Origin of the sequence: Mameliella sp. MMSF_3455, assembly GCF_030733205.1 — a bacterium.
In the GTDB taxonomy this organism is placed as follows: Bacteria; Pseudomonadota; Alphaproteobacteria; order Rhodobacterales; family Rhodobacteraceae; genus Antarctobacter.
Genome location: NZ_JASHJL010000023.1, coordinates 20,574 through 41,872, shown reverse-complemented (window position 1 = coordinate 41,872; position 21,299 = coordinate 20,574). Strand labels below are relative to the sequence as shown.

At 64.5% G+C, this 21,299-nt stretch carries 21 protein-coding genes and 1 pseudogene; 5 read left to right on the top strand and 17 right to left on the bottom strand.

Annotated features, from left to right (window positions below):
- Nucleotides 1-20: 20 nt before the first annotated feature.
- Nucleotides 21-995, bottom strand: a complete 975-nt coding sequence (locus RBB42_RS16835) for a Gfo/Idh/MocA family protein (RefSeq protein WP_305970685.1) — start codon at nt 993-995, stop codon at nt 21-23.
- A gap of 124 nt (nt 996-1,119) precedes the next feature.
- Here RBB42_RS16835 and RBB42_RS16830 point away from each other — a divergent pair, with 124 nt between their 5' ends.
- Nucleotides 1,120-2,199 carry a leucine-rich repeat domain-containing protein gene (locus tag RBB42_RS16830; protein WP_306043732.1) on the top strand — a complete coding sequence of 360 codons (1,080 nt, stop codon included), beginning with the start codon at nt 1,120-1,122 and terminating at the stop codon, nt 2,197-2,199.
- Nucleotides 2,200-2,275: 76 nt separating this feature from the next.
- Here RBB42_RS16830 and rpoH read toward each other — a convergent pair whose 3' ends face one another.
- Nucleotides 2,276-3,172: an RNA polymerase sigma factor RpoH gene (gene rpoH / locus RBB42_RS16825; protein ID WP_305970687.1), complete on the bottom strand. Its 897-nt coding sequence runs from the start codon at nt 3,170-3,172 to the stop codon at nt 2,276-2,278.
- A 283-nt stretch (nt 3,173-3,455) separates the two neighbouring features.
- Between rpoH and RBB42_RS16820 the strand changes: the two genes are divergently transcribed.
- Nucleotides 3,456-4,097, top strand: coding sequence for a DUF4386 domain-containing protein (locus RBB42_RS16820; protein ID WP_305970688.1), 642 nt, complete (start codon nt 3,456-3,458; stop codon nt 4,095-4,097).
- Here the strand turns inward: RBB42_RS16820 and RBB42_RS16815 are convergent.
- Nucleotides 4,081-5,106, bottom strand: a complete 1,026-nt coding sequence (locus tag RBB42_RS16815) for an RluA family pseudouridine synthase (RefSeq protein WP_305970689.1) — start codon at nt 5,104-5,106, stop codon at nt 4,081-4,083. The genes RBB42_RS16820 and RBB42_RS16815 overlap by 17 nt on opposite strands.
- Between RBB42_RS16815 and RBB42_RS16810 the strand changes: the two genes are divergently transcribed.
- Nucleotides 5,105-5,416 carry a DUF6476 family protein gene (locus RBB42_RS16810; RefSeq protein ID WP_305970690.1) on the top strand — a complete coding sequence of 104 codons (312 nt, stop codon included), beginning with the start codon at nt 5,105-5,107 and terminating at the stop codon, nt 5,414-5,416. The two genes, RBB42_RS16815 and RBB42_RS16810, sit on opposite strands and share 2 nt — an antisense overlap.
- 53 nt (nt 5,417-5,469) lie before the next feature.
- On the opposite strand, the gene RBB42_RS16805 is transcribed toward RBB42_RS16810, so the two are convergent.
- Together RBB42_RS16805 and RBB42_RS16800 are read right to left on the bottom strand one after the other, a co-directional pair.
- Nucleotides 5,470-6,867 (bottom strand): pyridoxal phosphate-dependent decarboxylase family protein, encoded by a 1,398-nt coding sequence (locus RBB42_RS16805; RefSeq protein WP_305970732.1) that lies wholly within the window; start codon nt 6,865-6,867, stop codon nt 5,470-5,472.
- Nucleotides 6,868-6,921: 54 nt separating this feature from the next.
- A pseudogene (locus RBB42_RS16800) lies at nt 6,922-7,152 on the bottom strand (VOC family protein); the annotation flags it as partial.
- Nucleotides 7,153-7,572: 420 nt separating this feature from the next.
- Here RBB42_RS16800 and hpaR point away from each other — a divergent pair.
- Nucleotides 7,573-8,049, top strand: coding sequence for a homoprotocatechuate degradation operon regulator HpaR (hpaR, locus tag RBB42_RS16795; protein ID WP_305970691.1), 477 nt, complete (start codon nt 7,573-7,575; stop codon nt 8,047-8,049).
- Between the two features lie 129 nt (nt 8,050-8,178).
- Nucleotides 8,179-9,501 (top strand): histidinol dehydrogenase, encoded by a 1,323-nt coding sequence (gene hisD, locus RBB42_RS16790; RefSeq protein WP_305970692.1) that lies wholly within the window; start codon nt 8,179-8,181, stop codon nt 9,499-9,501.
- On the opposite strand, the gene RBB42_RS16785 is transcribed toward hisD (RBB42_RS16790), so the two are convergent.
- From RBB42_RS16785 to RBB42_RS16730, 12 genes are all read right to left on the bottom strand, one after another.
- Nucleotides 9,483-10,829 (bottom strand): amidase, encoded by a 1,347-nt coding sequence (locus RBB42_RS16785; RefSeq protein ID WP_305970693.1) that lies wholly within the window; start codon nt 10,827-10,829, stop codon nt 9,483-9,485. The genes hisD (RBB42_RS16790) and RBB42_RS16785 overlap by 19 nt on opposite strands.
- A 1-nt stretch (nt 10,830) precedes the next feature.
- The gene (locus RBB42_RS16780) at nt 10,831-11,526 is read right to left on the bottom strand and encodes an RraA family protein (protein WP_305970694.1); all 696 of its coding nucleotides are present in this window, start codon (nt 11,524-11,526) and stop codon (nt 10,831-10,833) included.
- Complete coding sequence (locus RBB42_RS16775; protein ID WP_305970695.1) at nt 11,519-12,220, bottom strand: alpha/beta fold hydrolase; 702 nt, start codon at nt 12,218-12,220, stop codon at nt 11,519-11,521. Before RBB42_RS16775 ends, RBB42_RS16780 begins: the two co-directional genes overlap by 8 nt.
- A complete protein-coding gene (locus tag RBB42_RS16770; protein WP_305970696.1) occupies nt 12,217-13,338 on the bottom strand; it encodes a cobalamin-independent methionine synthase II family protein in 1,122 nt (373 codons plus the stop codon). Before RBB42_RS16770 ends, RBB42_RS16775 begins: the two co-directional genes overlap by 4 nt.
- Nucleotides 13,339-13,430: 92 nt before the next feature.
- Complete coding sequence (locus RBB42_RS16765) at nt 13,431-14,396, bottom strand: cupin domain-containing protein (protein ID WP_305970697.1); 966 nt, start codon at nt 14,394-14,396, stop codon at nt 13,431-13,433.
- Between the two features lie 217 nt (nt 14,397-14,613).
- Nucleotides 14,614-15,624, bottom strand: coding sequence for a nuclear transport factor 2 family protein (locus RBB42_RS16760; RefSeq protein WP_305970698.1), 1,011 nt, complete (start codon nt 15,622-15,624; stop codon nt 14,614-14,616).
- On the bottom strand, nt 15,621-16,643 hold the full coding sequence (locus tag RBB42_RS16755; RefSeq protein ID WP_305970699.1) for a nuclear transport factor 2 family protein: 1,023 nt from the start codon (nt 16,641-16,643) through the stop codon (nt 15,621-15,623). Before RBB42_RS16755 ends, RBB42_RS16760 begins: the two co-directional genes overlap by 4 nt.
- Entirely contained in the window at nt 16,644-17,660 is a 1,017-nt protein-coding gene (locus RBB42_RS16750) for a LacI family DNA-binding transcriptional regulator (RefSeq protein ID WP_305970700.1), read from the bottom strand.
- Nucleotides 17,660-18,415: an SDR family NAD(P)-dependent oxidoreductase gene (locus RBB42_RS16745; protein WP_305970701.1), complete on the bottom strand. Its 756-nt coding sequence runs from the start codon at nt 18,413-18,415 to the stop codon at nt 17,660-17,662. The genes RBB42_RS16750 and RBB42_RS16745 overlap by 1 nt, the downstream gene beginning before the upstream one ends.
- On the bottom strand, nt 18,412-19,743 hold the full coding sequence (gene hisD, locus RBB42_RS16740; RefSeq protein WP_305970702.1) for a histidinol dehydrogenase: 1,332 nt from the start codon (nt 19,741-19,743) through the stop codon (nt 18,412-18,414). The genes RBB42_RS16745 and hisD (RBB42_RS16740) overlap by 4 nt, the downstream gene beginning before the upstream one ends.
- Nucleotides 19,740-20,237, bottom strand: coding sequence for an ester cyclase (locus tag RBB42_RS16735; RefSeq protein WP_371931796.1), 498 nt, complete (start codon nt 20,235-20,237; stop codon nt 19,740-19,742). Before RBB42_RS16735 ends, hisD (RBB42_RS16740) begins: the two co-directional genes overlap by 4 nt.
- A complete protein-coding gene (locus RBB42_RS16730; protein ID WP_305970703.1) occupies nt 20,234-21,289 on the bottom strand; it encodes an ABC transporter ATP-binding protein in 1,056 nt (351 codons plus the stop codon). The genes RBB42_RS16735 and RBB42_RS16730 overlap by 4 nt, the downstream gene beginning before the upstream one ends.
- Nucleotides 21,290-21,299: the final 10 nt, after the last annotated feature.

Sequence of the window (21,299 nt, the reverse complement as noted above, 5' to 3'; positions counted from 1 at the left end):
GGGCGTGTTGGCAAATTCGATCAACCGCGCTCTTTGGCCCAGACCATGTCGATCATCGCCTGGGTCCCGCGCGAGAACTCCAGCGGACAGGGATAATGCGCCTTGTCCAGAATGCTGGTGTTGAAGGCCTCGACCTGGTGGACGTAGTGGTTGTCCGCCGGAAAGCGGTGGACCGTCTCGACCAGGTCCCGAGACTGCACGATGACACGCGCCTCACCGTAGACCTGGGCATTGAAAGGCGCGGTCAGCTTCATCACGCCCTCTTCGCCGTGAAAGACCACCTCTTGCCAGGGCGCCATCCGCATCGAGACCACCCCGGTATAATGGAACGACGGGAAGCGCGCGGTGATATGGGTCCAGACGTCCACGCCGTTCTCACGCTCGACCACGGCCGAGAGGATCTTTTCCGGTTCTTCGCCGGTCACGAAACGCGTCGCGCCGTAGATATAGACGCCGATGTCCGGCACCGCGCCGCCTCCGGTGTCAGGCCGATTGCGGATGTTCTGAACGTCGCTGCGGTTGTCGTAGGAAAAGGCCGCCGAGACACGCACCAGCTTGCCGATGGCCCCCTCCTGGTACAGTTGGCTCGCCTTTTGCCACTGGGGGTGGTGCACGATCATGAAGGCCTCTGCAGCCAAGAGACCGGTCTCATCGCGCTTGGCGATCACGGGGGCGAAATCTGCCGCCGTCATCGCAAACGGCTTTTCAGCCAACACATGCTTGCCGGCCTCCAGCGCCTTGAGCGCCCATTCGACGTGCATGTGGTTGGGCAGCGGGACATAGACGGCGTCGATCTCGGGATCGGCCAGCAGCGCGTCATAGTTGTCATGCACGGCCAGGCCCGGTGCCAGTGCCGCAAAGGGCGCGGCCTTGTCGGGCGAGGAGGTCGCCAGCGCCGCAAGCCGACCACGGCGGCCCATGTGAATTGCCGGCCCCATGTGTTCGCGCGCGAATTTTGCCGCGCCCAGAATGCCCCAGCGAACGTGATCGGTCATGTCTCTCTCCCAGATTTGTTAGCGCCAAACCTATCCCAAGCGGAGGGGACTGAAAACGCCGCATTGACCTCTGGCGGCGGCCACGGCATCCGATCTGAAATCGCCGATTGCTGAGGGCCTGACCATGCTGCGTAAACTTTTCATTGCCCTGTCCATCGTCGCGGGCAGCGTCGCCGGAACCGCCGGGGCGCAGGACTGCCTGCCCATTGGCGACAGTTGCATTTCGCCCGAGGACAGGCGGATCATCCTTGGTCCGGCGGAACTGGTCGAACTGCCGAAACTGCCCGGAGCCACATGGGTTCAGTCGCTGGAACTGGCCGGCAATGGCGATCCCGCCCTGGTCGTCGATCTGGCCGCGCTGAACGTGCTGAAAGACCTTGGCCACCTACGGGTTCAGGACCTGCCCGGCGCGCGCTGGGACGATCTGGACCTGCCCGCGCTGCAGGCCCTGAGGCTGCAGGACAACGACATCACCGATTTCACCTTTCTCGACGGGCTGCCTGCGCTCAGGGCGCTCTGGCTGAAAGACTCCCACGGTCTGTCGGACCTGCCCCGGGCGACGTTGGGCCGGGTCGAGAACCTGCGCCTGAACGGTCCGGACCTGCACGACATTCGTGCTGATGGTGCGATGACCAACCTAAAGATCCTGGGGTTCAACGATGTGTCCCTGCCCGACCTCTCGGGCCTTGGCCCGACCCCGGCGCTGGAACTGCTCAACATCGAGGGCGAGGACATCACCAGCCTCGACGGGCTGATCGTCGGTCCGGCCTTCCGCGAGCTATGGGCCGAAGGCGCCAGCCTGACGGACATTTCGGCCCTGGCTCCGGCGGAAAACCTGGAGATGCTCCGGGGAAAGAACAGCCGTATCGGGGATATTTCCGCCCTCGCGGGCAAGACAAAGCTGCAAACACTGTTCCTGACTGGCAGTCAGGTCAGTGACCTCTCGCCTCTTGCCGGCTTGCAATCACTGCAATTGCTCAGCTTTTCGGACACGCCCGTGACCGACATTTCCGCCCTGTCCAACCTGCCCGAGCTCGTCGCCATCTACATGAACGTGACGCGGGTCACGGATTTCACGCCGCTTCTGGACACGCCGACGGACATCATGCTGCGGATCAACAGCGACCGCATCCTGATGAGCAGCAAATTGCTCGGCTTCATCGCCGAGGAAGGCTGGAAACGCGGCCCGCTCTACGAGGAATGACCCCTAACCAGGGCGGCTGACATGAGAAAGGCGGGGCATGGCCCCGCCTTTCGCGTTCAACGGAGGGAGGAGCCCGTCAGAGGGCCGAAAGCATTCCCTGTTCCTTGGCAAGATCGCGCATCCGCTTTTGCAGTTTCTCGAACGCGCGCACCTCGATCTGGCGAATGCGCTCGCGCGACACGTCGTACTGGCCCGAAAGTTCTTCAAGCGTGACCGCCGATTCCGCCAGCCTGCGCTGGGTCAGGATGTCCTTTTCCCGGTCGTTCAGGACGTCCATCGCCTCTGCCAGAAGGGCGCGGCGCGCCTCCAGCTCGTCGCGTTCGGCGTAATCCTCGGCCTGGTCGGCATCCTCGTCCTCCAGCCAGTCCTGCCACTGCATGGTGCCTTCGCCCTCGGACCCCACGGTGGCGTTCAGAGAGGCATCGCCGCCCGACAGGCGCCGGTTCATGCTGATCACCTCGTCCTCGGTCACGCCGAGGTCGGTGGCGATCTTCTCGACATGTTCGGGGCGCAGGTCGCCATCTTCCAGTGCGCCGATGCGGCTTTTGGCCTTGCGCAGGTTGAAGAACAGCTTTTTCTGCGCGCTGGTGGTGCCCAGTTTCACAAGGCTCCAGGACCGCAGGATGTATTCCTGGATCGAGGCACGGATCCACCACATCGCGTAGGTCGCCAGGCGGAACCCCTTTTCCGGATCAAAGCGTTTCACCGCCTGCATCAGGCCTACGTTGGCCTCGGATATTACTTCGGCCTGCGGCAGGCCGTAACCGCGATACCCCATGGCGATCTTGGCCGCCAGGCGCAGGTGCGAGGTGACCATCTTGTGCGCGGCCTCGGTGTCCTCGTTTTCGACCCAGCGCTTGGCCAGCATGTATTCCTCTTCCGGCTCCAGAAGCGGGAACTTCCGGATTTCCTGGAGGTAGCGGCTCAGACCCGCCTCCGGCGAGGGCGCCGGGAGATTTGCATAGTTCGACATCTTGTCTGTTCCCTCCGTTCGGACCCGCATGTTACGGGCTTTAACATCAGGTAGGAACCTGAACCGAACAGTTCAAGTCCCGCATCCGTTGGTGTTGGTGCAGTTAAGCTCGATAGGTGACGGCGTCATCCTTTATGTCATAGCGTCACAGAGACGTGCTCGGTTCCCGATGAATTGAAACATATACGTTTACGCATGATTATAGTGCATATTTTGCGAATAATCAATTTTATTCGCATGGGATAAGAGGGCGCATCCGCCCATCGCCAAGAAGGACGCCGCCATGCAAGCCCTCGCTCCCTCACCTGTTCATGTCCGCACAGCCGGTGCGCTCTACCTCGTCATCATCCTCTGCGGCCTGACCGCAGAAATCGCCCTGCGTGGACCTTTGCTTGCCGGTGCGCCGGCAGAGATCGCCGGGGCCATCTCCGCGAACCTGCCGCAGTTCCGGCTGAGCCTTCTGGCGGATGTCGTCATGCTGCTGGCGGATATCGCGCTGGCGCTGCTGTTCTTCGCCCTGCTGCGCGACAGGGCCGAGGGACTGGCCCGCGCCGCGATGGTCTTTCGCCTGGGGCAGGCGGTGCTGATCGGCGCCAGCCTGATCGCCCTTGCCAGCGCCCCTGCCCTGCTGGCCGACCTGCCGCGCATGGCCGTCCACATGACCGACATGCATGCCCTGGGCTATGATATCGGGCTGATCCTCTTCGGCGTGAACAGTCTCTTGATGGCGCGCCTGCTGTCCCTCGGGGCCACGCCCCGGATCATCGCGCTTGGCATTGCGGCGGCGGGGCTTGTCTATCTCACCGGCAGCCTTCTGCGTCTGACCGCGCCCTTGCTGTCAGAGGCCTTTCAGCCCGCCTACCTTGTCTGCATCCTGGCAGAAAGCGCGCTCTGCCTCTGGCTCCTGATCACGGGGCGGCTCTGAGCGCGGCCAGCAGGCCCGCCATGTCCTCCGGCAGTTCGCTGTGGAACATCAGCGCCTCGCCGGTCACCGGATGGTCGAACCCCAGTTCCGCCGCATGCAGCGCCTGCCGATCAAAGCCCTTCGCAAGGTCAAATGCCGTGCCCAGCGCCTTTTCCGACAGTTTCCGCCGCCCGCCATAGACCGGGTCACCAATCAGCGCATGGCCCGCATGGGCCATATGCACGCGGATCTGGTGCGTGCGCCCGGTTTCCAGCCGGCATTCCACAAGGCTGACGCAGGGCGGAGTGCCAAACCGTTCCAGCAGCTTCACATGGGTGATCGCGTGCCGCCCCTGCCCGTCGAAATAGACCGCCTGCCGCTGGCGGTCGGTCTTGTGCCGCGCCAGCCCGCTGGTGATGGTCACGCCGCCTTCAGCCCCGACGGACACGCCCCGCGTGTTCAACAGGCGCGGATCGGCCAGGTCCGGCACCCCGTGGGCCAGCGCCACGTAGGCACGCCGAACGGTATGTTTCTCGAATTGAGCGGCCAGGCCGTGATGCGCCCGATCGGACTTTGCCACAACCAGCAAGCCGGTGGTTTCCTTGTCGATCCGGTGCACGATGCCGGGCCGCTTTTCACCTCCCACGCCGGACAACGCCCCACCGAAATGATGCAGCAGCGCATTCACAAGCGTTCCGTCCGGGGATCCGGGCGCGGGGTGCACCACCATGCCGGCGGGCTTGTCCACGACGATCAGGTCTTCATCTTCCCAGATAACCGTCAGCGGAATGTCCTGGGCGACAACGTCATACTCCTGCGCCTCGGGCACAGTGATCTCGATCTCGTCGCCCTCGGCGACCCGTGCCTTGGGGTTGGTCACGGTAACCCCGCCACAGCTGACCGCGCCCTCGGCGATCAGCCGGCCCAACCGCGTGCGAGAGAGGGCCGCAGCCTCTGGCACATCCCGCGCCAGCGCCTTATCAAGACGCACCGGCGGATCCGCCGAAATCACGATACGAAGGATGGTCATGGCCTCTCCCGATCCCGAAGACGATCTGCCCGAACCGCCCTCCCTGCGCTTCCTGCGCATTCTGGTCACGGTTCTGACGGCGGTGATGATTGCCGGGATCATCGGGATCCTCGGCTTGATCTGGAACCGCTATAGCAACGCGCGCGCCCCGCTGCCAGAGGTCATCACGCTGCCCGACGGCACCACGGCCAGCGCCTACACGCAGGGAACGGACTGGTACGCGGTGATCACTGCCGACGACCGCATCCTGATCTTCGACCGTGCCACCGGCAAACTGCGTCAGGATATGCAGATCGAACCGGCCGAGTGACAGATCGCAGCCGGGGTTGCCCGATTGGATTCAACTCATGAAATCCGTTGCCATCATGTCCTGCCCCCAGCCAGTTCCCGGATGACCGTGGCGGCCAGCATCACGTCGTCCCGGGTGCAGTCGAACTGCCCCACCTGAAAGCGGATCACCTTGCGCCCCGCGTGCATGCCCTGCGTGACATAGATCCGTCCGTCCGCATTGATCGCATCCACAAGCGCCTGTTGCGCCTCATCATCGCCCGGCCCACGGAAAGTGAACAGTGACAGGATCGGCTCCGTCACGATCTCGAATCCGTCCCGCCGCAACTCCTCGCATAGCTCGCCGGCCCAGGTCACATGGTTCCGGATCCGGCTCCGCAGCCCTTCCAACCCGTAGTAGCGGATCAGGAACCACAGCTTCAGCGCCCGGAACCGCCGGCCCAGCGGGATCGTCCATTCCGAGTAGTTCACCACCTCCGAACCAGAAGTCTTGAGATACTCCGGCTCGATCTTCAGCGTGTCGATCTGGCTCTTCGGGTCCTTCAGGAACTGCACCGAGCAATCGAACTGCGCGCCCAGCCACTTGTGCGGGTTGAAGACGATGCTGTCGCAGCCGTCCACCCCCGCCCAGAACCGCGCCCGCAACTCCGGGCAGATCATCGCCGACCCGGCCCAGGCCGCATCCAGATGCAGGTACAGCCCCTCGTCCCGCGCGATCTGCACCAGATCCGGCAAACGATCCCATGCGCCGACCCCGGTGGCCCCGGTCACGGCGATGATCCCGGCAGGCACATGGCCGGCGGCCCGGTCCTCTGCGATGCGCGCGCGCAGGGCATCCGCGTCCACAGCGAATTCCGGTGCGCCCCGCGTCGGCAGCTTCACCAGGTTCTCCTGACCGATCCCCGCCACCCAGCAGGCCCGATCGATTGAACTGTGCACCTGGTCCGAACAATAGATCCGCAATCGCCCCTTCGCCGACAGCCCTTCGCGGTTCCCGGTCCACCCGGTCGCCCTTTCGCGCATGGTCAGCACCGCCGACAGGGTCGCCGACGAGGCGGAATCTTGGATCACCCCGGAGAACCCCTGCGGCAATCCCAGCGACTGGCGCAGCCAGTCGATCATGACGCCTTCCATCTCGGTCGCCACCGGAGAGGTCTGCCACAACATGCATTGCGGGGCGAGCACGCTCACCAGCATCTCCGCCAGCATGGACACCGGCGCCGCGTTGGCCGGGAAATAGGCAAAGAAGCGCGGGTGCTGCCAATGGGTCAGCCCCTCGGGCACGATGCGCTCGAAATCCTCCCAGATCGCGCCCATCTCCTCGCCAGCTTCGGGCGGGACCGAGGCCAGCCGCGCCGCAAAACGCCCCGGTGCCATCGCCGGTCGCACCGGCCGTTCCCGCAGTCCCTTGTGATACCCCGCGCCGAATTCCGCCGCCTTCGCCCCCCAGGCCGCAAACTCATCCCAGTCCATCGCTGTCTCTCCACTCACCTGCGGCCCGTGTTTCTTTGGACCCAAAATACCTCCGGGGAAGCCCCGAAGGGTTTGGCGCTGCGGCCCCTTCAGATCCCCGCGGGCGGGCTCCATTCCCGGATCGACAGTCTGAATGTCGGAACAACAGATCTCGATCCAGTCCCCCCGGACCACGGACATACAAGAACAAGCATTGGAAATCCCGTGCCGCCACAGCCCGCGCTCGATTTCGTCGAGATAGCCGGTGGTCGATATCAGGTCCAGCAGGTCGATGACGTTCAGAGGCGTCGCCCCAAGGTCATTCCGGCGCGCATATGATCCTCCTCCGAGACAGTCTTGCAGGGCACGGAAGGCACGTCCGCCACCTCCGCCTTGCGTGCGGCCATGCAGTGATGACCGCCTACGACATGACTCAACCGCACAATGTTGAACTGCGGGCAATGGTTCTGTCCAGGGCTCCTGTGCACCCCATTCGCAAAGCTGACGCCGACGGTGTCCGCGCCGAAATCCAAAGACCATTCACCGCCACCGCCAGCGGAAAAACGCTGGTAGCCGGCATGACCACATGCAGGACGCCGCAGTGCTCTTGTATGTTGGCCAGCATCTCGAGACCCGGCGAATGCTCTCGCTTCAAATGCGGCAGGCTGCGCCCTCTTTCGCCAATTGGTTTGTGAATCGTTAATCTGACTGGCAAAGGAGGCTTCGATGACCCGATCCAGAGACGAACTTCCGTTGTCAGAAACGCAACGCACTTTGCCCATCGCGCTCTTGCGGGCCCGTGAGGCGGTGATGGAACGATTTCGACCGATGCTACGCGACATCGACGTGACAGAGCAGCAATGGCGCGTGCTGACCGTCGTACGGGAAGCCGAGGAGATCGACGCCACGCAATTGGCCCGCGCCGCATGCGTCCTGGCGCCATCGCTGACGCGGACCCTCAAATCGCTGGAGTCACGCGGCCTGATCACCCAGGGGCGGGACAAGAATGACCGGCGACGCACACTGGTCCGCATGACCGAAGCAGGCGACGCGCTGCTGCACCAAGCCGAGGTGGTCAGCGCCCGGATCTACGCCGACATCGAGGCGAAGCTGAGCGCGAAGCGGATTGCGCAGCTTCTTGAAGCGCTGGAACGCTTGACCGAAGACCTGAGGACGCAGGAAAACGCCCGGTCCGGCGACTGACCGCGTCACTGCCCCCTCACGACAGCCCACCCGGCCCGCCTCAGGCGGAGCGAGTCACGCGAGCAGCAAGACAAGAATGAATACGTTTGCAAATTTTCCGGAAACCCTTAGTATGCGCCCGCATAGACCATGCTTCTGAACACGAAAGGACAGAACGTGCCAACCTCGCAACCTCCGGTCGCTGGCGTCACCTGGCTCCGCGCACCGAGGCTTTCTTCCGAAAGCGGAACATCGGAGATTCAGAAAACTGTTTCAACAATATTATCAGAAGTTAAAGGCAAAGGAGACGCCGCTGTCGCCGACTTCGCCGCCCGGTTCGACAAAAGCAACCTGACCACCTTCGAAGTCACCGATGCAGAGCGGGAAGCCGCACTGAAAGCGCTCGACTCACAGACCCGTGCGGATACGGAGTTCGCAATTGCAAACGTAACCAAATTTTCCGAGGCGCAGCTTGCCACGATGCTGCCGCTCGAGGTCGAAATCCGCGACGGCGTGCACTTGGGCCATCGCATCATCCCGCTGGAACGGGTGGGCTGCTATGTGCCCGGCGGGCGATACCCGTTGCTCTCGGCCCCGGTGATGACCATCGTTCCCGCCAAGGTCGCCGGCGTGGATGAGATCATCGCCTGCCTGCCCCCCAATGCTCACGAGGCAATGATCGCCGGATGCCACCTGTCGGGGGCGGACCGGATCTTTCGCATCGGCGGCGCTCAGGCAATCGCCGCCATGGCCTATGGCACCGAGACGGTTCCTGCGGTCAACAAGATCGTCGGCCCCGGCAATGCCTTCGTCAACGAGGCCAAGCGCCAGGTTTTTGGCCCTATCGGCATCGACCAGCTGGCCGGCCCGTCCGAGATCTACACGCTGGCTGACAGCACCGGCGACGCGGCGATGATCGCCACCGATCTGCTGGCACAGGCCGAGCATGACGTGCGCACCCGTGTCGGCCTGATCACCACCGATGCCAAGCTGGCCGAGAGGGTCGAAGCCGAGGTGACCCGGCAGTTGGAAGAGCTGAAAACGGCAGAGACCGCACGGCAAGCCTGGGACGACTACGGCGAAATCGCCGTCTGCGCGGATGAAGCCGCGATGATCGCCTATTCCGATTACATCGCCGCCGAACACCTGCAGGTCCACACCGCCGACCCAAAGGCATTTGCGCTGAAACTGCGCAACTACGGCTCTCTCTTCATCGGTGAACTGGCAAGCGTGGTCTATTCCGACAAGTGCTGCGGCACCAACCACACGCTGCCAACCATGGCCGCCGGGCGCTATACCGGCGGGCTCTGGGTCGGCGCCTATGTCAAGGTGGCGACGCACCAATGGATGGAGCCCGAGGGTGTCCGGCAGGTGGCCCCGCCCGCTGTCCGCCAGAGCGCCAGCGAGGGGCTGGACGGCCATCGCCGCGCCGCGCAGTTGCGGCTTGACCGACTTCAGGCCAGCGGCGGCTGAAGAACGGAGTGATCGGTCGCCGCCTCGAAGGCGGCGCCGATCCGCAGGATGGTATTCTCGCCGCCTTTCGGTCCGACGATCTGCAGGCCCAGTGGCAAGCCATCGACAAAGCCCATCGGCACCGACAGGGCCGGATGGCCGGTCATGTTGAAGGGGATCGTGCGCATCGCCGTCCAGACGGGCTTGCCCGCCGCAAAGGCGGCAAAGAGCGGCGCCGGGGCCAGCGTGGTCGGCAGGAGCAGCGCCGCGTGCTCCGCAAACAGCGCATCCAGCGCCTCTGTCAGCGGTTTCACACAGGCACGCGCCTCGGCAAGCCTCTCGGCTGTCACCTGTTTGCCGCTGCGCAGGCTGGCGCGCGCCATGTCGCCAATGGCCGCCGGGTCGGCCTCGACCGTTGCGCCAAGCGCCGCCCACCCTTCGGCAAGCAGGATATCCGATCCCGCGGCCTCGACCGGGGCGTAGTCCGGCAGGTCAACCGGCGTGATCCATGCACCACATAGGCTAAGCGCCGAGGCGGCCTCATCCAGCATCGGCAAAAGCGCCGGATGCGCCGCCGCATCCTCGGCCCAGCCACGGCCATAGGCCAGCGACATCCCGTCGATGCCGCCCCCCTGCCACTCTTCCCCGGTCAGGGCCGCAAAGGCCAGCGCCGCGTCGCCCACGCTGCGCGCCAGCGGGCCGACGCAATCGAGCGAGGGGGAGAGCGGCATCACGCCCTCGCGTGAGACGGCATCATAGGTGGGCTTCAACCCGACCACCCCGCAATATGCGGAGGGGCTGCGCACCGATCCGCCAGTGTCCGTGCCCAATGCAATGCGCACCAGCCCCGCCGCCACCGCTGCCGCCGACCCAGAGGAGGATCCGCCCGTGATATGAGCGGCATTCCAGGGATTGACCGGAGCACGCCCTAGGGCCGTGCCATCCGGACCGACGGTCGCCATTTCGTAGGTCGCCACGACACCCAACGGGACCGCCCCCGCATTCAGCAATGCCGTGACGGCCGGGGCGCTTGCAGGGGCAATCCGCCCCGCCTCCGCGCGTGATCCCCATCGGATCGGCCAGCCCGCCACGTCAATGATGTCCTTGACCGCAAAGGGGATGCCGTGCAGCGGCCCCCGATCCCTGCCCTCTGCCAACGCCCTGTCCGCAGCCTCTGCCGTGGCCAACGCCTCGGCCTCGGCCACATGGGTGAAAGCGCCGATCACACCGTCGCGGCTGGCGATACGATCCAGATGCGCACGCGTCAGCGCCACGGAGGTCAGTCCGCCGTCGCGCAGGGCGGCGCCGGCCTCGGCAATGCTCAGGTCGCAGGGGTTGGTCGCAGGCACGTCAGGTCCGGGCTTTCTCGAATGCGGCCCAGGCCGCCTCGAACTTGGCGAAATCGAACCCCTCTTCCCGAGCAGGCCCAAGCACAAGGTCTTCGGTGCTCTGCATTTTTTTGATCGCCGCGCCGATCCTTGTGACGATATCCGCCGGGATCACCAGAGCGCCATGCCGGTCCGCATGGACCAGATCGCCGGGGTTTACTGTCAGCCCGAAAACCTCGACCGGAGTTCCCAACTCCGTCACATGCACGAACCCATGGCTTGGCCCGATGGATCCCGCCACTACCGGAAAGCCCGGCGCAAGGTCCCCCAGGTCGCGCATCACGCCGTTGGTCAGCGCGCCAGATACCCCGAAACCCTTGTGAACGGTCGTGTTGACCTCACCCCAGTAGGCGCCGATGCAGTTCGGATAGTCGATGTCTTCGACCACCGCGACAGAGGGTTTCGGCCCTTCGGCCATCGCCTTGTAATAGGCCATGCGGCGCGCGCGGATCACGTCCGCCGGTTCCGTCGGCGGGGCGAGGGCCGAGATCTTCGCCGTCACCGCGTAGCCCACCATCGCGCCGCCCTCGGGATCAGAGCACAGCATCGTGCCACGGGTGAAGCCGTCGAAGCCGCGCTTGCCCTGGGCAACTTCGATGGCATTGCAGACGGTTGGCGTGTCGACGCCGCGCAAGAGCGTCAGAAGGGTGTCATCCATCACATCTCTCCAGCCAGGCCGCCAGGGCGGCGCCGGTTTCTTCGGGTTGTTCCAGGGTGGGCAGATGCCCCGCGTTTTCGATCACGCGCAGGGTGCTGCCCGCGATCAGGTCATGCATCAGATCGTGCCGCGCGACAGGGCACAGGGCATCGTCACGCCCGCAGAGCACCAGAGCAGGGCCGTCATAGGCGCGCAGCGTCTCCTGCTGGTCGGGACGCCCGGCCAGCGCGCGGGACTGGTTGAGAAAAACCTCCGCCCCTAGCGACAGCGCCATATCCATGCACAGATCCAGGATCTCGGACCGATGCGGTCCATCGGTGAGGTAATTCGGCTTCATCTCGTCGCGCATCACCGCGTCCAGCCGCCCTTCGCGCACCTTGTCCATCTGCGGCACGCGGCGGGCGCGCACATCTTCCAGTTCCGCCTTGGGGTTGGTGTCGAGCAGCGCCAGCCCAACCACCCGGTCAGGCGCCTGCCGCAGGACCTCCATCGCGACGATGCCCCCCATGCTGAGACCCGCCAGCGCAAAGCGCGGCGGGGCATGGGCCAGCACCTCGGCCGCCAGGTCCGACATGGTGTCATGCGCACCGATCGGTGCACATTGAACCGTTCGCCGACCCGACAGCGCGGCGATCTGCGGCGCAAAAAGCCGCGCGTCGCACATCATGCCCGGCAGCAGGACAAGCGGGGTCATGAAACGCGCTTCGCCCCCTCGGACAGGGCCGAGAGCTTGGCATATGCGATGTCGGGATCGACCGCGCCAAAGCCCGCGAAGGTGCCAAAGCCGCAATCGGACCCGGCAATCACACGGTCGGCGCCGACGATATCGACAAAGCGCTGGATGCGCTGCGCCACAAGGTCGGGATGTTCGACGAAGTTGGTGGTCGTATCGACGACGCCGGGCACCAGCACCTTTCCTTCGGGGATGTCTGCCTTGCGGTCGCGGAACACGGTCCATTCGTGGCCGTGGCGGGGGTTCGAGGTCTCGAACAGGACGTATCGCGCCTTCGCCGACATCAGTGTGTCGAACATCTGCGCCATCGGAATGTCGCAGACATGCGGCCCCTCGTAGTTGCCCCAGCAGATATGAATGCGCACCTTGTCCTCTGGCACATCCGACAAAGCGTGGTTCAGCGCCTCGACATGGGCGGCGGCCACCTTGACGAATTCCGCGTCACTGAGTTCGGTGAACAGCATATGCCGCGACAGCGCGAGGTCGGGACAGTCCAGCTGCAGGTCAAGGCCCGAGGCGACGATGGTTTCGTATTCCGCCTTCATCGCATCGGCCAGCGCGGCGAGGTAGGCCTCGCGCGTCTTGTAAAAGTCGTTCTGCAGGAACAGAGAGATCACCCCGGGCGAAGCCGCGTTCATGAACCCCCGCTCCACCCCGTGCGCGGCCATCGCGGCCTGAAGGTTTGCGATGTCCTTTTCCAACTCTCCCTGGCCTTTCGATTTCACCTCTCCGACGCACATCGGGCGCGCGTATTGCGGCGTGCCACCATCGTCGGCGATGCGCTTGAGGAAAGAGGGAAACAGCTTCAGGTCGGCGGGCGCATTGCGCGGGCTGTCACCGTCGAAACCGGTGTAGCGGTCCTTGACGTAGGTCGCATAGCTGATCTTCGAGGTCTCGCCGTCGGAAACGATGTCGATCCCTGCGTCGGCCTGCTTGCGCACGGTCTCTCTCACCGCCTCTGTCATGGCGGCATCGAAGGCACCGGCGTCGTAGTCCTGCCCCTTTTCGCGGGCAAAGATGAAATCCACCACCTTTTGGGTACGCGGCAAGGACCCGACGTGCGTTGTCTGGATGGGCATAGTGCTGGCTCCTTCCGTCCCGGACTTGGCCGGGACCTCATGGTTCGAAAGAGAAGCCCCGGGTCAGGCCCGGGGCCGGTCCGTGCCGTGGCTCACCCCTTCCAGGTCTGGCCGGCCGGATCCTCGGTGGCGATCACCTTGTACATCGCGGCCTCGCCGGTCATCGAAGGCACGGCGGAATGCCCAAGATTTTCGGGAACGCTCATTGTGTCGCCCGGCGCCAGGATGGCGCTGCCGCCCTCCCAGTCGACGCGCCAGTGTCCCTTGACCGGCATCAGGACCGAGGGTTTGTCATGCGCGTGTTTTTCCGTGGCGGCATTGGCTCGGGTCAGGAAATCGACCTCGAACCCCGGCTTGTCGCGGATGATGCCGGTTTCGCCGATCACCTTGACGGCCCCGTCATTGGCCAGGGCCACCATGTCGAGATAGCGCCGGACGTAACCGCCGATCACCTGCGCCGTGGTCGGGCAATCTACCTTGGCCAGCTCCTCCTTTGTCAGAAGCGGCATCGGTTTGACGCCCTCGGGCAGGCTCTCGCCCTTCTTGCTGTCGTAGAGCTTGCCGTTCTCGCCCAGGATCAGCCCGTGATCCTTGGCATCCTCGATCACATGCGGCGCCCAGATCACGCCGCCACCGGCGTCGTCGCCGCCGAGGATCGCCATGATCATCCCGTAGTCGGTGCCGATGTTCTCGAACCCGCGGAAGATATTGGTGGGGATGTTGAAGATATCCCCTTCTTCAAGGATCACCTCGCCGGCATCGCCTTTTTCCCCCCAGAAGAAGCGCCAGCGCCCGGAAAGGATGAAGAACACCTCTGCCGTGCGATGGTTGTGCATCGAGTTGCGGCACTTCGGCGGCTGCCCCGCCGCGCCTATGTTGAACCCGTGCGGGATGGTGATGTGGACGTGCTGGTCTGGCGACTCGGAGACGCCGCCGCCGATGATGGTAAAGTTTTCCTTCTGATCAGAGCCGGGCGTATGGGCGTCGATGAAGGCGGTCTTGCAGGGTTGAAGTTCGCCGTAGCGAACGATGCGCGCGGCCATGTCTTGCGGTGTCATGTGGGTCTTCCTCTGGTTGCCGCGCAATGTCAGGCGCGGCGGGTTGAACAAATCCGGTGAGATCTGTTCAGCGCCCCCGGCGGGCGGTTGTTCAACCGCCGCGCGCGGCGGCTGGCCAGGAACCCGTGCAGGGGCCGCAGACGGTGCGCCAGGGCGATCATGTCCCGCGCCTTGGGTCCGGCCCCCGACAGACACCCCTCATATGAAGGGACGGCCGTCATCCCGCCTCTGCCAGCGGTGCAGCTCGGCAGGTCACGTCGCCGGTGTGAAGGTGGATCTGTTTCCAGATCGCCACCTCGTCGATCAGGGTGAATTCGCGGCGCAGGCCCCATTCGCCCCACTCGGCATGGGTGATGCCCATGACGTGCACCTCGGCCCCGGTGGGCGCCCCGAAATAGCCGTGTCCGGAATGTGTGCCGGTCAGCGACCAGCGCACGGCGGCGCGGTTGGGCGTGCCGGGGTCCGATCGGCCGATCTGGTGATGGATCTCGAATGTTGCGGTCGGAAAGGACGAGCGCAGGCGCATCCAGTCGGTTTCGGCAAAGTCATAGGACCAGCCGCCCCGCGCCCCCCAGTGCTCGGTGCGCACCGCGCGGTCGTACTCCTGCCGGATGACGGTGAAATCCTTGTCCATCATCCGGGTCAGGATGTCGGTCAGGCGCGCGCCCCATTCGTTGTCATTGCCGCGGCCGGTGTAGGGGCCCTGCACATCGTGGCTGGGATGGAAGGGGCGCTGGCAGGCATCCGGCCCGCCCTCTGTCTCGATCTGATAGCGGGCATAGTCCGCCGGGTCGTGGCCAAGCTGGCGCGCGATACCGCCGACGTCGCGGATCAGCCATTCATCGTCGATCACGTCCCCCTTGGCAGCGCAATCGGCGATGGCCCGAATGACAAAGCCGCGCCCCGTAGGCGCACCAAAGGCCCCGTGGCCGGTATGTGTGCCCATCGTCACCAGCCGGTGCGAGGACAGGTAGCGCCCCTCTTCCGGCCCTTCGGACCAGATCACGTCCTCGCCCAGCAACTGCCGGTCGGGGAACTCGGCCAGCGTGGCCAATGTCCCGTCGATGACACCGGCATTGCCGGTCACAAGCCCCGAAGGAAAGCGCATGGGGATGTCGCGGCCATAGTAGTGGTGCAGCGTGGCCAGCCCACGGTCTTCCCAGATTTCCCTAGTGATCTTGAGAATGTAATCGGGAAGGTCGCTGAACTTGTCGGAAAACCCCTTCATTCATGTGCTCCGGTTTGCAAGAGGATCTGTTTCCAGATCGCAGTTTCGTCGATCAGGGTGAATTCGCGGCGCACCGTGGGGTCCCCCCATGTGCCGCTGCCCGCGAAGGGGCCGAATTCCGCGTGACTGATGCCCATGATGTAGACCTCGGCGCCCGTGGGCCGCCCAAAGCGGCCCCATCCGGAATGCGATCCGTGCAGGCTCCACCGGACGGCAGCGCGCGGCGGCATCAGCGGGTCCTCGCGGCCCACGATATGCTCGATCCGAAACTCTGCCGAGGGAAAGGCGGCGCGCAGGCCCATCCAGAACCGATCCGCATCGCCCCAGCCAAGGCCATCCTGCCCGCCGGGGTAATGCAGGTTCACACCACGGTCGTAGGCACGGGGGATCACGTTCATGTCGGCGGCCATGATCGTCGAGAGCACATCGGCGTAACGCTGGCCCCATTCGTTCTCGTTGCCGCGCCTGTCATAGGGGCCGGCCACATCCGTCGCCGGGGTCATCGGTTGCACGCAGGCTTCTGGCCCGCCCTCGCGCGCGATCAGGTCACGGGTCCAGTCGATCACGTCAAAACCCATCTGGGCCACGATGGCGGACTGGTCGCGCACCAGCCATTCGTCATAGACGGCGTCGTCGCGGATCGCGCAATCGGCCAGAATGCGATAGGCCACGCGCCGCCCGGTGGGCGCGCCGTACATGCCGGGGTGGCTATGGGTGGCGGTACAGATCAGCCGGTGAGAGGACAGGAAAGCATCCGAGGTCTCGGTCGCCCCATCCGGATCCTCGCACCAGATCACGTCCTCGCCCAAGAGTTCACGATCGGGAAATTCGGCCAGCGTGGCCATCGTCGCGGCGATGACGTTGGAATTATCCACCACGACCGAGGCCGGAGAACGCACGATCAGCCCCGGCGCATAGCGGTGCCGCAGCGAACCGATTTCCCGATCCTCCCAGATCTCCTTGGTGATGCCGATGATGAAATGCGGCACGTCCTGCCATTTCGGATCGAATCCGCGCATTCAGGTCGCTCCAATGTTCTTGGTCGAGCCGCGCAACTTCAACTCGCCGTCCAGCGTGATGCGCTCGGGCGGTGTGTCACGGTCCTCGATCCGGCGCAGAAGGACCTTCACCGTCTGCGCGATCATGCGATTGATGGGCTGGCGGTAACTGGTCAGGTCATAGGCCGGCCAGGCGGCGATGGGCACATCGTCAAAACCCGCCACGGCCACATCGTCAGGGACGCGCAGGCCCAGCTTGAACCGGATCACGTCCATCGCGGCAAAGGCCATGTGGTCGTTGCAGACGAAGACCGCGTCGGGATAGTCGCGCCCGGCGAACATTTCCAGCGCCGCAGCCCGGGTCTGGCCATATTCGAAGTTGCCCAACTCGCGCGCCGACAGGGACAACCCCGCCTCTTCCAGCCCGTCGCGAAAGCCTGCCTCACGGTCGCGCTGCGTCGTGGCCTCTTCGAGCCCGGCGATATAGCCGATCTTTTGGTGCCCCGCGGCCGCAAAATGCGCGGCAACCGCGCGTCCGCCGAGATAGTTGTTCGTGGTCACGGAAGACATGCTCGGATCGTCCTGCTCGCGATTGAACAGGACCACAGGAATCCCGTGATCGTGGCAGCGCCGTGCCAGCACCGAGGACATCGAGACGGAGGCCAGAACGATGCCGTCCACCTGGTAATCGAGGATCTCGCGCATCACGTCCTGAACGTCGCCAACCGTGGGCGAGGACATGAAGACGAGGACGTGATAGCCCTCGTTCTGCAGCGCCACGGACAAGCGCTCGACCACTTCCGGGTAGAACTGATTTTCAAGGTAGGCGACGACCAGGCCGATGATGCGCGACCGGCCGGTGATCATGGCGCGGGCCAGGACGTTGGGCCTGTAGCCCAACTCCTCCGCCGCACGCAGCACCTTTTCCCGCGTCGCCTTGGACACGCTGGCGCCGGGTGTAAAGACCCGGCTCACCGCCGATTGGCTCACCCCGGCGCGTCGCGCCACCTGTATCGAAGTCACCCGTTCACTTGCCATCAGTCCGCCGTCCAGCCTCCGTCAATCAACATGGAGGTGCCGGTTACCAGAGCTGAGGCATCGGAGGCCAGATAAAGCACGGCCCCCATGATATCCTCGACCTCGCCCACCCGGCCCAGCTTGATCTTTTCCTCGATCCAGGCGACACGCTCGGGGTTGTCGAAGGTGCCTTCGGTCAGCGGCGTGCGGATGAATGTGGGGCAGATCGAGTTGATGCGGATCCGCTGCGGGCCCCATTCGATGGCCATTGCCTTGATCATGCCCTCGAGGCCGTGTTTCGACGCACAATAGACCGCCCGGTCAATGCCGCCGACATGGCCCATCTGGCTGCTGATGTGGATGATCGAGCCGCCGCCCTCGGCCATGGCCTTTGCCGCCGCCACCGACAGGAAGTAGGCCCCGCGCAGGTTGACGCTCATGACCGCGTCGTAATCCGCCGGGGTCGTCTCCAGCGCCGGGCCGTGGCGGGCGAGGCCCGCGGAGTTCACCACCACGTCGAGCCGTTGCCCCGCCAGGGCCGCCTGCATCGCGTCCAGGTCGCCGACGTCCAGCGACAGCGCCTCGGCGCTCCAGCCTTCGGCCCGCATCTCGGACACGGTCTCGTTCAGTCGGTCCGTCCCGCGGGCGGCGCAGACGACATGCGCGCCGGCCTCGGCCAGCGCCACGGCGCAGGCCTGACCGATGCCCGAAGAGGCCCCCGTTACCAGAGCGCGCTTGCCGTCGAGGCGCAGCGAAGGTGTGCGCGGCAGGGTCATTCCGCCGCTTCCACCAGGTGCGCGGGCGCACCGTAGGGCACATTCACCCCACCATATCGACGGACCCGGACGTTGCACTGTTCCGCATGGCCGACAAACCCTTCGAGCAGGCAGAGGCGCGAGCCATAGGCGCCGATCCGGGCTGCGGCCTCGTCGGTCAGGACCTTCTGATAGCTGTGGGTCTTCAGGTACTTGCCCACCCAGAGCCCGCCGGTATATCGGCCGGCCTTCTTGGTCGGCAGCGTGTGGTTGGTACCGATCACCTTGTCGCCGTTGGCCACGTTGGTGCGCGGGCCAAGGAACAGCGCGCCGTAGCAGGTCATGTTCTCGAGGAACCAGTCGTCGCGGTCGGTCATCACCTGGACGTGCTCGCTGGCGATCTCGTCAGCCATCTGCAGCATCTCGTCATAGGTATCGCAGACGATGACCTCGCCGTAGTCCTGCCAGCTGACTTTCGCGGTCTCTGCAGTGGGCAGGATCTCCAGGATGCGGTCGATCTCTGCCAGTGTCTCGCTTGCCAGCTTTTCGGAGTTGGTGATGAGAACACAGGGGCTGTTGTACCCGTGTTCGGCCTGCCCCAGCAGGTCGGTCGCGCACAGTTCCGCATCGGCGGCGCTCTCGTCGGCGATCACCATCGTCTCGGTCGGCCCGGCAAAGAGGTCGATACCGACGCGCCCGAAAAGCTGGCGCTTGGCCTCGGCGACAAAGGCGTTGCCGGGGCCGACCAGCAGGTGCACCGGGGCGATGCTCTCGGTGCCCAGCGCCATCGCGCCCACCGCCTGGATGCCGCCCAGCACATAGATCTCGTCCGCGCCGCCCAGGTGCATCGCGGCGATCACGCCCGGGTTCGGTTCACCGTTGAAAGGCGGCGTGCAGGCCACGATGCGCGGCACGCCCGCTACCTTGGCCGTGGCCACCGACATATGCGCCGAGGCGACCATCGGGAACTTGCCGCCGGGCACATAGCAGCCGACCGACTGCACCGGGATGTTCTTGTGGCCTAGGATCACGCCGGGCAGCGTCTCGACCTCGATATCCAGCATCGAGTCGCGCTGCGCCTGGGCAAAGTTCCTGACCTGCTCCTGCGCGAACTTGATGTCTTCGAGATCCTGCGGGCTGACCTTGGCGATGATCGCCTCGATCTCGGCCTCGGACAGGCGATAGCTTTCGCGGTCGTACTTGTCGAACTTCACCGCCAGTTCGCGCACGGCCGCGTCGCCACGCGTCTCGATGTCCTTGAGCGTAGAGGCCACGACGGACGCGGTCTTTGCGTCGTCCTCGGCACGATCCGCCTCGGGTTTGCCACGCTTGAGATAGGTGATGGTCATGTCGTTTCCTTTTCTGCACTCGGCGGCGTGAGCGTGCCGTCGTCAAAATGCTCCCAGCCTTGCCCATCGAAAACGTCCCGCCCCAGCTGGGCGAGGACAGAGGCGAAATCGACCGACACCCAATTGTCGGCGATGCGCCCCTCGGTCACCTTCCAGAAATCCATGTACGGGATCTTTACCCGCTTGCCGGTGGGCGCGATGCCCATGAAGGTCCCGGAATGGGTGCCCTCGATATGACCGAAACAGGACGCCCATTCACCTTCACAGATGAATTTCTCGGTCTTGTACTCCCGTTCGGTAAAGGCGGCGCGCAAGGGCAGCTGCCAGTTACGGCGGAAGGCGTCCAGCCCCGGTTTCGTGCCGCAACCCTGATTGCCCATCCAGCGGAAGTCCTCATGGAAATGCTGATCCATGTCGTTGGAATTGGCGCCCAGCGCCTCTTCCATGCGGATGATGACCTGGCGTGTGGCCTCGGCCTGTTCCTCGGGGGTCATTGTTGTGCGATCCTTTCTCCGCTTGCGGTGTCGAAAAGGTGGCAGATCCCGGCCGGGATGCTGGCGTTCACCGTGTCGCCGATCTCGGCCCGGTATTCCTTGTTGGTCTTGATCGAGACGAGCGATCCGCCCAGCCGCCAGGTGATCATCGAGGCCTCGCCCAGGAGCTCGATGGAATACATCGGCGCGGAAATCTCGCCCGCGCCCTCGACGATCTCGGCATCCTCGGCGCGGAAGCCGAGGGTCACATTGCCGGACGGGCCGGCAGCCAAGCCCTCGACCCGGATGCCGTCGCCCTCGAAGACGCCGTTTTCCAGCCTGCCTTCAACCAGGTTCATCGCCGGGGAGCCGATGAAACTGGCAACGAAGGTATTGGCCGGGTTGTCGTAGATGTCCGTGGGCGTGCCAACCTGCTGGATCTTGCCCTTGTTCATGACGACCACCCGATCCGCGAGGGTCATGGCCTCGATCTGGTCATGGGTGACGTAGACGGTTGTCGTCTTCAGCTTGGACTGCAGGTTCTTGATCTGCGCCCGGGTGCTGACCCGCAGCTTGGCGTCGAGGTTCGAAAGAGGTTCGTCCATCAGGAAAACCGTGGGCTTGCGCACGATGGCGCGGCCCAATGCCACGCGCTGACGTTGACCGCCAGACAGTTCGGCGGGACGGCGATCCATGAAGTCCTGCAATTCGACCATCTCGACGGCCTTCATGACCATCTCGTGATGCTGGTCCTTGGGCACCTTCCGCACCCGCAGCGGAAAGCGGATGTTCTCGTAGACGCTGAGGTTCGGGTAGAGCCCGTAGGATTGGAACACCATCGAGATGTCGCGATCCTTGGGCTCAAGGTTGTTCACCACCCGGTCGCCCAGCCAGATTTCGCCATCGGTCACCTCCTCCAGCCCGGCGATCATCCGCATGGTGGTGGATTTGCCGCAGCCCGAGGGCCCCAACAGGACAAGGAATTCCTGGTCCGCGATATCCAGATCGAAATTGTCCACGCCGACGAAGGAACCCCAGCGCTTGTTCACGTTCTTGAGTTGCAGTCTGGCCATTTGAAAAGCC